A 12,060-nucleotide genomic window follows, 5' to 3' on the forward strand; every position below is an offset into this window, starting at 1 on the left:
GTGTGTTTGGGCGCATTCGCCGCACTGCGCTACAATCCTGCGCCTTTGCTGCCAGTCGGCTTAAATTCATTCATATCGCGCCTGCGGAACCCAAGTTTCGCGCCGATCTGCATTGCGAGGTACCACCATGGTGCACAGCATGACTGCCTTCGCCCGCGTCGAGAAAGCCGGCGCACAGGGCACCCTGAGCTGGGAACTGCGCTCGGTCAACAGCCGCTATCTGGAGCCGCATCTGCGCCTGCCGGAGTCCTTTCGCGATCTCGAAGGCGCAGTGCGCGAAGCGCTGCGTCAGGGGCTGTCGCGGGGCAAACTGGAATGCACCCTGCGTTTCACTGAAGAAAGCACCGGCAAACCCCTGCAAGTCGATCGCGAGCGCGCCGCGCAACTGGTCGCTGCCGCCGAAACCATCGCCGGCCTGATCAAAAACCCGGCAGCGCTGAATCCACTGGAAGTGCTGGCCTGGCCCGGCGTACTGGTCGCCGATGCCAGCGACCCGCAAGCACTGAATGCCGACGCGCTGGCCCTGTTCAATCAGGGCCTGAAAGAGTTGAAGGCCGGCCGCGAGCGCGAAGGCGCGGAGCTGGCACGCCTGATCAACGAGCGCCTGACGTCCATCGAAGAAGACGTCGTGACCTTGCGCGAACTGGTGCCGCAAATGCTCGCCACTCAGCGCCAGAAAGTCCTCGACCGCTTTGCCGACATGAAGGCCGAGCTGGATCCGCAGCGTCTGGAACAGGAAATGGTCATCCTCGCGCAAAAGAGCGACGTGGCTGAAGAACTGGATCGCCTGAGCACTCACATCATCGAAGTTCGCCGGGTGCTCAAGTCCGGCGGTGCAGCCGGGCGTCGCCTGGACTTCCTGATGCAGGAGCTCAACCGCGAAGCCAACACACTGGGCTCCAAGGCCTTCGACCCGCGCAGCACCCAGGCGGCGGTCAACCTTAAGGTGTTGATCGAGCAGATGCGCGAACAAGTGCAGAATATTGAGTAAGGCAACAGACATGACCCACAGCACCGGCACCCTGTACATCATTTCCGCCCCTTCGGGCGCAGGCAAGAGCAGCCTGGTCAAGGCTTTGACCGACGCCAACCCGGAGATCCGCGTGTCGGTCTCCCACACCACGCGGGCCATGCGTCCGGGTGAAGAAAACGGCGTGAACTATCACTTTGTCGAGCGCAACGAGTTCGTGAAGATGATCGAGCACGGCGATTTCCTTGAGCGCGCCGAAGTCTTCGGTAACCTCTACGGCACTTCGCAGAGCCACTTGCAGCAGACCCTGGACGAAGGCCATGACCTGATTCTGGAAATCGACTGGCAAGGCGCCGAGCAGGTACGCAAGCTGATGCCGCAGGCGCGTTCGATCTTTATCCTGCCGCCATCGCTGCAAGCGCTGCACCAGCGCCTGACCAACCGTGGCCAGGACAGCGACGAAATCATTGATGGCCGGATGCGTGAAGCGGTCAGCGAGATGAGCCACTACGTCGAGTACGACTACCTGATCATCAACGACGATTTCGCCCATGCGCTGGACGATCTGAAGGCGATTTTCCGTGCCAATCAGCTCATTCAGAAGCGTCAGCAACAGCTTCATGGCAAATTGCTGGCCGAATTGCTCGGTTAATCAGCACTTCCCAAAATGCCTGCAAGCGCTTTACATTGGCACTTGCAGCGCGTTGAAGGGCTTGGTCAAAAAATCAGCGCTTCCCTAATCGCTGGTGATTTTTTAAACTGTTGAGTCCGCTCGCCCAACCGGGCAGCGCGCATATTGCATTCGCTCCGAGGAATACCATGGCCCGCGTAACCGTTGAAGACTGCCTGAACCACGTGGAAAACCGTTTTGAGCTGGTCATGCTCTCTACCAAACGTGCCCGTCAACTGGCCACCGGCGGCAAAGAGCCACTGGTTCAGTGGGAAAACGACAAGCCTACCGTTGTAGCGCTGCGTGAAATCGCTGAAGGCCTGATGAGCTACGAGTTCATCGCCAACGCTGAAATCGTCGAAGACGAACCGCTGTTCGCAGCGTTCGAGGACGAGTCCAACGAGGCCGTCTAAGCCTATGCCTGGTCGACGTAGCACGGCGCGGGATCACAGCCTACGGCAGGAATCATCATGCCGAGCATAGACGCCCTCGCCGATCGCTTATCGACCTACCTCGGCAACGACCAGGTCAACCTGGTCCGCCGAGCGTATTTCTACGCCGAACAAGCCCATGACGGTCAGCGCCGTCGCAGCGGCGAGGCGTACGTCACGCATCCTCTTGCCGTGGCCAATATTCTTGCCGACATGCACATGGACCATCAAAGCCTGATGGCGGCGATGCTGCATGACGTGATCGAAGACACCGGTATCGCCAAAGAAGCGCTGCAAGCGCAGTTCGGTGAAACCGTGGCCGAACTGGTCGACGGGGTCAGCAAACTGACTCAGATGAATTTCGAGACCAAGGCCGAAGCCCAGGCTGAAAACTTCCAGAAAATGGCCATGGCCATGGCCCGCGACATTCGCGTGATCCTGGTCAAGCTCGCCGACCGCCTGCACAACATGCGCACGCTGGAAGTGCTGTCCGGCGAAAAGCGCCGGCGCATCGCCAAGGAAACCCTCGAAATCTATGCACCCATCGCCAACCGGCTGGGCATGCACGCCATTCGCATCGAATTCGAAGACCTCGGCTTCAAGGCCATGCACCCGATGCGTTCCGCGCGGATCTACCAGGCGGTCAAGCGCGCCCGGGGCAATCGCAAGGAAATCGTCAACAAGATCGAAGAATCCCTTGGTCATTGCCTCGCGATCGACGGCATACAGGGCGAAGTCAGCGGTCGCCAGAAACACCTTTACGGCATCTACAAGAAAATGCGCGGCAAGCGTCGGGCCTTCAACGAGATCATGGACGTCTACGCGTTCCGGATCATCGTCGACAAGGTCGATACCTGCTACCGCGTGCTAGGCGCTGTACATAATTTGTACAAACCGTTGCCAGGGCGCTTCAAGGATTACATCGCGATCCCCAAGGCCAACGGCTATCAGTCTCTGCATACCACGCTGTTCGGCATGCATGGCGTACCGATCGAAATCCAGATCCGCACCCGCGAAATGGAAGAGATGGCCAACAACGGCATCGCCGCCCATTGGCTGTACAAATCCAGCGGTGACGAGCAGCCGAAAGGCACCCATGCCCGCGCCCGCCAGTGGGTCAAGGGTGTGCTGGAAATGCAGCAACGTGCCGGCAACTCGCTGGAATTCATCGAGAGCGTGAAGATCGACCTGTTCCCGGACGAGGTTTACGTGTTCACGCCCAAAGGCCGGATCATGGAGCTGCCGAAAGGCTCCACGGCGGTCGACTTTGCCTACGCGGTACACACCGACGTCGGCAACAGCTGCATTGCCTGCCGGATCAACCGGCGTCTCGCGCCGCTGTCCGAACCGCTGCAAAGCGGCTCCACGGTCGAGATCGTCAGTGCTCCGGGCGCACGGCCAAACCCGGCGTGGCTGAATTTCGTCGTCACCGGCAAGGCGCGCACGCACATCCGTCATGCGCTGAAGCTGCAACGCCGCTCCGAATCGATCAGCCTCGGCGAACGCCTGCTGAACAAGGTGCTCAACGGTTTCGACAGTTCGCTGGAGAAAATCCCGGCCGAACGCGTAAAGGCGATGCTCACTGAATACCGCCTCGAACTGATTGAAGACCTGCTCGAAGACATCGGCCTGGGCAACCGGATGGCCTATGTGGTCGCCCGCCGCCTGCTCGGCGAAGGCGAACAGTTGCCGAGCCCGGAAGGCCCGCTGGCGATTCGCGGCACCGAAGGCTTGGTGCTCAGCTACGCCAAGTGCTGCACGCCGATTCCGGGCGACCCGATTGTCGGGCACCTGTCGGCGGGCAAAGGCATGGTCGTGCACCTGGACAACTGCCGCAACATCAGCGAAATCAGGCACAACCCGGAAAAATGCATCCAGCTCTCGTGGGCCAAGGATGTCACCGGCGAATTCAACGTCGAGCTGCGCGTCGAACTGGAACACCAGCGCGGCCTGATCGCTCTGCTGGCCAGCAGCGTCAACGCGGCCGACGGCAATATCGAGAAAATCAGCATGGACGAACGCGATGGTCGCATCAGCGTCGTGCAACTGGTGGTCAGCGTCCACGACCGTGTGCACCTGGCCCGCGTGATCAAGAAGCTGCGCGCCTTGACCGGGGTAATCCGCATTACCCGCATGCGCGCATAACTCACACCTAACAAGGAGTCATACATGACCAAGACTGTTATCACCAGCGACAAGGCCCCGGCTGCCATCGGCACCTACTCCCAGGCAATCAAGGCTGGCAACACCGTCTACATGTCGGGCCAGATTCCTCTGGACCCAAAAACCATGGAACTGGTTGAAGGCTTCGAAGCCCAGACCGTTCAAGTGTTCGAGAACCTTAAAGCCGTGGCCGAAGCTGCCGGCGGTTCGTTCAAGGACATCGTCAAACTGAACATCTTCCTCACCGACCTGAGCCACTTCGCCAAGGTCAACGAGATCATGGGCAAGTACTTCGACCAGCCGTACCCGGCTCGCGCCGCCATCGGCGTAGCTGCCCTGCCAAAGGGTTCGCAGGTTGAAATGGATGCCATTCTGGTCATCGAGTGATGCGCGCGGCGCGGCCTTCAAATGCCGCGCCGACTGCTCAGCAAGACAAGGTTTTGAAAGGATTCCACCATGCGCAAAGCGCTAGCTCTCCCGCTGCTCGCCATTTTCCTCGGCGGCTGCGCCAGCAACCCTGCCGACCGTGACATCAGCGGCACCTGGATCAATCAGGTGGCGATCGATGCCGCAGCCAAGGGCGGCCCCCTGCGCGAAGCGCTTCAGGCTTACGGCCCGAACCTGGAGTGGGACGTCAACACCAAGGCCAGTCAGGCCCGCTACACCAACGGTTTTGAGAACGTCGAAGGACGGCTGCTGGGCGAACAATCCGGCACCTGGAAAGTCGACTTCTATGGCAGCTCCGCCAGTGAGCTGAAACGTGATGGCAGCCAACTGCAGCAGGCCGCCAGCGATAACGAACCCGAACAGCACTTCGACCGCGCACAGATTCCCGTGCCGGAAGGCGCGCCGATAGGTGCCAGTTTCGAACGTGCCCTGTATTCCGCCTACATGGGCGGCAACTGGACAATCGCCAGTGGCCAGGGTGAAGGCGGCACCGTGCAGTTCCAGGCTGACGGCCAAGTGTCCGGCCTGCCTGGCGCCGACCGTTATGCCTTGTGCCTGGCGGGCGATTGCGCGTCGATGAGCAGCACCAACGACAACATGTGGTTGCAGCTCAACGGCCAGGGCAATGCCTACATCTTTGCGCGCAAGGGCAAGGAACTGGAGATTTTCCAGGCCGTGAACACGGCGCTGGCAGATGAGATGCCGCAGTACACGCCGGGCGAGCGCAAGTGGTTGCTGGAGAAGCAGTAACTCGCCTCTGAAACCACTGAAGATCAAATGTGGGAGCGAGCCTGCTCGCGAAAGCGGTGTGTCAGACAAAGCAATGTTGTCTGACACACCGATTCGCGAGCAGGCTCGCTCCCACAGTAGTTTTTGGGGTGTCAGGGCGTCAGCATTTACCTTCTAGGATCGCGGCGTAGCCTTCACGGTAGCTTGGGTACTTCGGCTCCCAGCCCAATGCTTTCGCCCGCGCATTGCTGCAACGCTTGCTGCCTGTGCGACGCACGCTGGCATCATCAGCCCACTCGGTCACGCCCAGATACTCACGCAACCAGGCCACCACTTCGGCCAGCGGTGCCGGAGCATCGTCGACGCCGATGTAGAACTGATCCAGCTTCACGCCACGACGGTCCGCTTCGAGCAGAAACGCCAACAACCCCGCCGCGTCATCAGCGTGTATGCGATTGCCATACAGCGGCGGATCGACCGCCACTCGATAACCGCGACGCACTTGAGTCAGCAGCCACTCGCGGCCCGGGCCATAGATGCCGGTCAGGCGCAAAACGCTGGCCGGAATGCCGCTATTAATCGCCACTTGTTCGGCTTCGAGCATCAAACGACCTGAGTAACCTGTAGCGACGGTCTCGGAAGTCTCATCCACCCATCCGCCGTCCTGTTGTCCATACACACTGCTGCTGGACACGAAGATCAGCCGCTCCGGCACCTGCCCGTAGTCTTCCAGCCAGCTCAGCACATTCTGCAAACCCTGCACGTAAGCCGCGCGATAACCGGCCTCATCGTGATCGGTGGCAGCCGCGCAGTACACCAGGTAATCCACCGCCCCCACCGGCCAGGTCGCCGGACAGTCTTCGTTGAACAGGTCGCCGGCAACGCCGATCACCCCGTCAGGCAGCTTCGAAACGTCCCGGCGCAGACCGTGAACTTCCCAGCCAGCCGCCAACAATTGCGTGGCCAGACGACTGCCGACATCACCACAACCGGCAATCAAAACAGAAGGCGCAGACATCAAAAAACTCCCATCGCAAAGGCATAGACTAGCGCCGGCAAAGGACGAGCGGCTAGCAATCAAGGAAAAAAAGATACTCTATTACTTTTGTTAACAAGAATTACTTGCAATAATGCCTGCCACTTTTGTTCTCGGCCTTACGAGGCCTGGAAGAGCATCAACGTTTTTCTATCTCAGGTCCGGCCAGCATGACACGTAATCAAATCCCCGCTTCGCCAACCACTCGACCTCGCGCCTGGAGCGCGGTGGCAGCTCTGCTGCTCAGCCTGATGCTGGCACCGACTGCCGCTTTCGCCGATGCACAAGCGCCCGCGACACCAGCAGCCACTGAGCAGAGCATACCTGCTGCCGCACCAGCCGCCCCGGCCGCTACCGATCCGGTACAAGCTGTAGATGCTGCTGACGTGCCGGAAGTTCTCGAAGCCGACAACAGCCTGGGCATGGCCCACGACCTGTCGCCTTGGGGCATGTACCAGAACGCCGACATCATCGTGAAAATCGTGATGATCGGTCTGGCCATCGCTTCCATCATCACCTGGACCATCTGGATCGCCAAAGGCTTCGAGCTGATGGGTGCCAAGCGTCGTCTGCGTGGCGAAATCGCTGCCCTGAAAAAAGCCACCACCCTTAAAGAAGCCAGCGCAACGGCGGGCAAGGAAGGCACCCTCGCCAACCTGCTGGTGCACGACGCGCTCGAAGAGATGCGTCTGTCGGTCAACAGCCGCGAGAAGGAAGGCATCAAGGAACGCGTCAGCTTCCGTCTCGAGCGCCTCGTGGCAGCTTGCGGTCGCAACATGAGCAGCGGCACCGGCGTACTTGCCACCATCGGCTCCACCGCACCGTTCGTCGGTCTGTTCGGTACCGTGTGGGGCATCATGAACTCCTTCATCGGTATCGCCAAAACCCAGACCACCAACCTTGCCGTGGTAGCACCGGGTATCGCTGAAGCGCTGCTGGCCACCGCACTGGGTCTGGTTGCTGCGATTCCAGCCGTGGTGATCTACAACGTGTTCGCCCGCTCCATCGCCGGTTACAAGGCACAGGTTTCCGATGCATCGGCCGAAGTGCTGCTGCTGGTCAGCCGTGATCTGGACCACCAGCCTGAGCGCAGCTCGCAGCCGCACATGGTCAAAGTGGGGTAATCGGCCATGGGCCTGCATTTGAAAGAAGGCGCAGACGACGATCTGGCCGAGAACCACGAAATCAACGTCACTCCGTTCATCGACGTGATGTTGGTGCTGTTGATCATCTTCATGGTGGCGGCTCCATTGGCCACCGTGGACATCAAGGTCGACCTGCCTGCCTCGACCGCCAAACCGGCGCCGCGGCCAGAGAAACCGGTGTTCCTCAGCGTCAAGGCTGATCAACGCCTGTACATCGGCGAAGACGAAGTGAAGCCGGAAACCCTCGGCGCCTTCCTCGACGCCAAGACTCAGGGCAAGAAAGACACCACCATCTTCTTCCAGGCCGACAAGGGCGTGGATTACGGCGACCTGATGAGCGTGATGGATAAACTGCGCGCCGCCGGTTACCTGAAGGTCGGTCTGGTCGGACTTGAGACGGCAGCCAAAAAATGATCACAACGCGCCATAAGTTGACGCGTTACAGCGGTAGCCTGGCCGTGGTGCTGGGCGTTCATGCGCTGGCCATCGCGCTGGCGCTGAACTGGACCGCTCGCCCGCCCATCGAATTGCCACCGCAGGCAATGATGGTCGAGCTGGCCCCGGTTCCGGCCCCGCCACCGCCTGCTCCGCCGAAAGTCGTCACACCGCCGCAGCCACCGGCTCCGGTTGAAGAGTTGCCGATCCCGAAACTGGCCGAAGCACCGAAAGCTGAAATTGCGGTGCCCAAACCAAAACCGAAGCCAAAGCCTAAACCGCCGAAGCCGGTCGAGAAGAAGCAGCCTGATCCGCCGAAGGAGAAACCTTCCGAGGAGAAACCGGCCGACACCCAACCGACTCAAGCACCGACGGAGAAATCCGCCCAGCCTGCGCCAGGCCCGTCGCCTGCCCAGATGGCAGCCAAAGCCAGTTGGCAAGGCACCCTGCTCGCGCATTTGGCCAAGTACAAAAAGTACCCGGCCAGTGCTCAGGCACGGGGCAAAGAAGGCTTGAACCGTCTGCGCTTCGTGGTCGATGCTGAAGGTAATGTGTTGTCGTTCGAACTGGTGGGCCGCTCCGGCAACGCCGATCTGGACCGGGCTACCCTGGAAATGATCCGCCGCGCGCAACCGCTGCCCAAGCCACCGGCCGACATGTTGACCAATGGCTCGATCGAAATTGTTGCGCCGTTTGTGTACTCCCTCGAACGCCGCCGCTAAGCAACACCGCAATACCTGTGGGAGCGAGCCTGCTCGCGAAGAAGTCGTGTCAGTCAGCTCATGTTTGTCTGACCCACCGCTTTCGCGAGCAGGCTCGCTCCCACAGGGGTTATGTGGCGACGGTTAGATCGAGATAAAGGCACCGAAAGGTGCCTTTTGCGTATCTGCGCACTGCAAACCTACATTGCCCGGTGTCGCATTCCGCACTCAGTCTGATAACGTGCGTCTATCGATTGCAGCCGGTATGCTTGGCCCGCATCTTCATGGACGCTTGCTATGACTCTCACAGAATTACGCTACATCGTTACCCTCGCCCAAGAGCAGCATTTCGGCCACGCCGCCGAGCGTTGCCACGTCAGCCAGCCGACCCTGTCGGTGGGCGTGAAAAAGCTTGAAGACGAACTCGGTGTGCTGATTTTCGAGCGCAGCAAGAGCGCCGTGCGCCTGACTCCGGTTGGCGAAGGTATCGTCGCCCAGGCGCAGAAAGTGCTGGAGCAGGCTCAGGGCATCCGCGAACTGGCCCAGGCCGGCAAGAACCAGCTGACCGCGCCGCTGAAAGTCGGCGCGATCTACACGGTCGGCCCGTACCTGTTCCCGCACCTGATTCCACAACTGCACCGGGTCGCCCCGCAGATGCCGTTGTACATCGAAGAAAACTTTACCCACGTGCTGCGCGACAAACTGCGCAACGGCGAGCTCGACGCGATCATCATCGCCCTGCCGTTCAACGAAGCCGACGTGCTGACCCTGCAACTCTACGACGAGCCGTTCTACGTCTTGATGCCGGCTCAACACCCGTGGACGCAAAAGGAAACCATCGACGCCGGCCTGCTCAACGACAAGAGCCTGCTGCTGCTCGGCGAAGGTCACTGCTTCCGCGATCAGGTGCTGGAAGCCTGCCCGACCCTGACCAAAGGCAACGACGGCGCCAAGCACACCACGGTCGAATCCAGCTCGCTGGAAACCATTCGCCACATGGTCGCGTCGGGGCTGGGTATTTCGATCCTGCCGCTGTCGGCAGTCGACAGCCACCACTACGCCCCGGGCGTGATCGAAGTGCGCCCTTTGTCGCCACCGGTACCGTTTCGCACCGTGGCCATTGCCTGGCGCGCGAGTTTCCCACGGCCGAAAGCCATCGAGATCCTCGCCGACTCCATTCGCCTGTGTTCGGTGGCCAAGCCAGCGGCACCGGTTACGGCCGGTTAAGCGAGCGTCATGACTGAGCTGTCGCAAGTGTCGGTGACGGCACTCAAGGGTGTCGGTGAAGCCATGGCCGAGAAATTGGCCAAGGTCGGTCTGGAGAACCTCCAGGACGTGCTGTTTCACCTGCCGCTGCGTTATCAGGATCGCACCCGCGTGGTGCCGATCGGCCATTTGCGACCGGGACAGGATGCCGTGGTCGAAGGCACCGTCAGCGGCGCCGATGTGGTCATGGGCCGCCGTCGCAGCCTCGTCGTGCGTTTGCAGGACGGCACCGGCGGCCTCAGCCTGCGCTTCTACCATTTCAGCAACGCGCAAAAAGAAGGCCTCAAGCGCGGCACGCGGATTCGCTGCTACGGCGAAGCGCGGCCCGGCGCGTCAGGACTGGAAATCTACCACCCGGAATATCGCGCCATCACCGGCGACGAGCCGCCGCCAGTGGATGAAACCCTGACGCCGGTTTACCCGCTCACCGAAGGCCTGACCCAAGCGCGCCTGCGCCAGTTGTGCATGCAAACGCTGACGATGCTCAAGCCCGACACCCTGCCCGACTGGTTGCCGACCGAGCTCGCCCGCGACTATCAACTGGCGCCACTGGCCGATGCAATCCGCTACCTGCACAACCCGCCCGCCGATGCCGACGTCGATGAACTCGCCCTCGGCCATCACTGGGCGCAACATCGCCTCGCTTTCGAAGAGCTGCTGACCCATCAACTGTCGCAACAGCGTTTGCGCGAAAGCATGCGTTCGCTGCGCGCGCCAGCGATGCCGAAAGCGAAAAAGCTGCCACCGAAATATCTCGCCAATCTCGGTTTCAGCCCGACTGGCGCGCAACAGCGCGTCGGCAACGAAATAGCCTACGACCTCAGCCAGCATGAACCCATGCTGCGGCTGATTCAGGGCGACGTGGGCGCCGGTAAAACCGTGGTCGCCGCCCTCGCCGCGCTGCAAGCGCTGGAGGCTGGCTATCAGGTCGCGCTGATGGCGCCGACCGAGATTCTCGCCGAACAACACTTCATCACCTTCAAGCGCTGGCTCGAACCGCTGGGCATTGAAGTGGCGTGGCTGGCCGGCAAGCTCAAGGGCAAGAATCGTGTCGCGGCGTTAGAGCAGATCGCCAGCGGTACGCCGATGGTGGTCGGCACTCACGCGCTGTTTCAGGACGAAGTGCAGTTCAAGAATCTCGCACTGGTGATCATCGACGAACAACACCGTTTCGGCGTGCAGCAACGTCTCGCGTTGCGGCAGAAAGGTGTTGGCGGGCGCATGTGTCCGCATCAACTGATCATGACCGCCACGCCGATTCCACGCACCCTGGCGATGAGCGCCTACGCCGACCTCGACACCTCGATCCTCGACGAATTACCGCCCGGTCGAACGCCGGTCAACACCGTGCTGGTCACCGACACGCGCCGCGTCGAAGTCATCGAGCGGGTACGCGGCGCTTGCGCCGAAGGGCGTCAGGCCTATTGGGTGTGCACGCTGATTGAAGAATCGGAAGAGCTGACTTGCCAGGCTGCAGAAACCACGTTTGAAGACCTCACCCTCGCCCTCGGCGAGTTGAAAGTCGGGCTGATTCACGGGCGCATGAAACCCGTCGAGAAAGCCGCCGTGATGGCCGAGTTCAAGGCCGGCAACCTGCAACTGCTGGTCGCCACCACGGTGATCGAAGTCGGCGTCGACGTGCCCAACGCCAGCCTGATGATCATCGAAAACCCCGAGCGCCTGGGGCTCGCGCAACTGCACCAGTTGCGCGGCCGCGTCGGTCGGGGCAGCGCCGCCAGCCATTGCGTGCTGCTCTACCATCCGCCGCTGTCGCAGATCGGTCGTCAGCGCCTGGGCATCATGCGCGAGACCAACGACGGTTTCGTCATTGCCGAAAAGGACCTCGAACTGCGCGGCCCCGGCGAAATGCTCGGCACCCGCCAGACCGGCCTGCTGCAATTCAAAGTCGCCGACCTGATGCGCGATGCCGACTTGTTGCCCGCCGTACGCGACGCCGCGCAAGCCTTGCTGGAACGCTGGCCGACCCACGTCAGCCCCTTGCTCGACCGCTGGCTGCGGCACGGGCAGCAATATGGCCAAGTGTGAGCACCGTCGCAGTTTCTGACA

At 61.0% G+C, this 12,060-nt stretch carries 12 protein-coding genes; 11 read left to right on the forward strand and 1 reads right to left on the reverse strand.

Features of this window, described 5'->3' with window-relative positions:
* Nucleotides 1-127: 127 nt before the first annotated feature.
* The 6 genes from JFT91_RS05050 (at nt 128) to JFT91_RS05075 (ending at nt 5,431) form a co-directional block, all read left to right on the forward strand.
* Nucleotides 128-991 carry a YicC/YloC family endoribonuclease gene (locus JFT91_RS05050; RefSeq protein ID WP_201229277.1) on the forward strand — a complete coding sequence of 288 codons (864 nt, stop codon included), beginning with the start codon at nt 128-130 and terminating at the stop codon, nt 989-991.
* A 10-nt stretch (nt 992-1,001) separates the two neighbouring features.
* A complete protein-coding gene (gene gmk / locus JFT91_RS05055) occupies nt 1,002-1,622 on the forward strand; it encodes a guanylate kinase (protein ID WP_201231730.1) in 621 nt (206 codons plus the stop codon).
* Between the two features lie 167 nt (nt 1,623-1,789).
* Complete coding sequence (gene rpoZ / locus JFT91_RS05060; RefSeq protein WP_007894670.1) at nt 1,790-2,053, forward strand: DNA-directed RNA polymerase subunit omega; 264 nt, start codon at nt 1,790-1,792, stop codon at nt 2,051-2,053.
* A 57-nt stretch (nt 2,054-2,110) separates the two neighbouring features.
* Nucleotides 2,111-4,216 carry a bifunctional GTP diphosphokinase/guanosine-3',5'-bis pyrophosphate 3'-pyrophosphohydrolase gene (gene spoT, locus JFT91_RS05065; protein WP_007920338.1) on the forward strand — a complete coding sequence of 702 codons (2,106 nt, stop codon included), beginning with the start codon at nt 2,111-2,113 and terminating at the stop codon, nt 4,214-4,216.
* A 24-nt stretch (nt 4,217-4,240) separates the two neighbouring features.
* Nucleotides 4,241-4,621: a deaminase RidA gene (ridA, locus tag JFT91_RS05070; RefSeq protein ID WP_003229509.1), complete on the forward strand. Its 381-nt coding sequence runs from the start codon at nt 4,241-4,243 to the stop codon at nt 4,619-4,621.
* Nucleotides 4,622-4,690: 69 nt separating this feature from the next.
* Nucleotides 4,691-5,431: a putative periplasmic lipoprotein gene (locus tag JFT91_RS05075; protein WP_201231731.1), complete on the forward strand. Its 741-nt coding sequence runs from the start codon at nt 4,691-4,693 to the stop codon at nt 5,429-5,431.
* A gap of 139 nt (nt 5,432-5,570) precedes the next feature.
* Here the strand turns inward: JFT91_RS05075 and JFT91_RS05080 are convergent, their stop codons facing one another.
* On the reverse strand, nt 5,571-6,428 hold the full coding sequence (locus JFT91_RS05080; RefSeq protein ID WP_201231732.1) for an SDR family oxidoreductase: 858 nt from the start codon (nt 6,426-6,428) through the stop codon (nt 5,571-5,573).
* Between the two features lie 188 nt (nt 6,429-6,616).
* On the opposite strand from JFT91_RS05080, the gene exbB reads away from it, so the two are divergent.
* From exbB to recG, 5 genes are all read left to right on the forward strand, one after another.
* On the forward strand, nt 6,617-7,570 hold the full coding sequence (gene exbB, locus JFT91_RS05085; RefSeq protein WP_201231733.1) for a tonB-system energizer ExbB: 954 nt from the start codon (nt 6,617-6,619) through the stop codon (nt 7,568-7,570).
* 6 nt (nt 7,571-7,576) lie between these two features.
* Nucleotides 7,577-8,005, forward strand: a complete 429-nt coding sequence (gene exbD / locus JFT91_RS05090) for a TonB system transport protein ExbD (RefSeq protein ID WP_201149356.1) — start codon at nt 7,577-7,579, stop codon at nt 8,003-8,005.
* Complete coding sequence (locus JFT91_RS05095; RefSeq protein WP_201229283.1) at nt 8,002-8,748, forward strand: TonB family protein; 747 nt, start codon at nt 8,002-8,004, stop codon at nt 8,746-8,748. Before exbD ends, JFT91_RS05095 begins: the two co-directional genes overlap by 4 nt.
* A gap of 276 nt (nt 8,749-9,024) precedes the next feature.
* The gene (locus tag JFT91_RS05100) at nt 9,025-9,954 is read left to right on the forward strand and encodes a hydrogen peroxide-inducible genes activator (protein WP_201229284.1); all 930 of its coding nucleotides are present in this window, start codon (nt 9,025-9,027) and stop codon (nt 9,952-9,954) included.
* 9 nt (nt 9,955-9,963) lie between these two features.
* The gene (recG, locus tag JFT91_RS05105) at nt 9,964-12,039 is read left to right on the forward strand and encodes an ATP-dependent DNA helicase RecG (RefSeq protein ID WP_201229285.1); all 2,076 of its coding nucleotides are present in this window, start codon (nt 9,964-9,966) and stop codon (nt 12,037-12,039) included.
* Nucleotides 12,040-12,060: the final 21 nt, after the last annotated feature.

The sequence above is a fragment of the Pseudomonas sp. TH08 genome (assembly GCF_016651275.1).
Taxonomy (GTDB): domain Bacteria; phylum Pseudomonadota; class Gammaproteobacteria; order Pseudomonadales; family Pseudomonadaceae; genus Aquipseudomonas.

Bases quoted from the DNA above. Each gene is read 5' to 3' on its own strand.
- JFT91_RS05050 (WP_201229277.1), top strand. From the start codon at position 128: ATGGTGCACAGCATGACTGCCTTCGCCCGCGTCGAGAAAGCCGGCGCA.
- gmk (WP_201231730.1), top strand. From the start codon at position 1,002: ATGACCCACAGCACCGGCACCCTGTACATCATTTCCGCCCCTTCGGGC.
- rpoZ (WP_007894670.1), top strand. From the start codon at position 1,790: ATGGCCCGCGTAACCGTTGAAGACTGCCTGAACCACGTGGAAAACCGT.
- spoT (WP_007920338.1), top strand. From the start codon at position 2,111: ATGCCGAGCATAGACGCCCTCGCCGATCGCTTATCGACCTACCTCGGC.
- ridA (WP_003229509.1), top strand. From the start codon at position 4,241: ATGACCAAGACTGTTATCACCAGCGACAAGGCCCCGGCTGCCATCGGC.
- JFT91_RS05075 (WP_201231731.1), top strand. From the start codon at position 4,691: ATGCGCAAAGCGCTAGCTCTCCCGCTGCTCGCCATTTTCCTCGGCGGC.
- JFT91_RS05080 (WP_201231732.1), bottom strand. From the start codon at position 6,428: ATGTCTGCGCCTTCTGTTTTGATTGCCGGTTGTGGTGATGTCGGCAGT.
- exbB (WP_201231733.1), top strand. From the start codon at position 6,617: ATGACACGTAATCAAATCCCCGCTTCGCCAACCACTCGACCTCGCGCC.
- exbD (WP_201149356.1), top strand. From the start codon at position 7,577: ATGGGCCTGCATTTGAAAGAAGGCGCAGACGACGATCTGGCCGAGAAC.
- JFT91_RS05095 (WP_201229283.1), top strand. From the start codon at position 8,002: ATGATCACAACGCGCCATAAGTTGACGCGTTACAGCGGTAGCCTGGCC.
- JFT91_RS05100 (WP_201229284.1), top strand. From the start codon at position 9,025: ATGACTCTCACAGAATTACGCTACATCGTTACCCTCGCCCAAGAGCAG.
- recG (WP_201229285.1), top strand. From the start codon at position 9,964: ATGACTGAGCTGTCGCAAGTGTCGGTGACGGCACTCAAGGGTGTCGGT.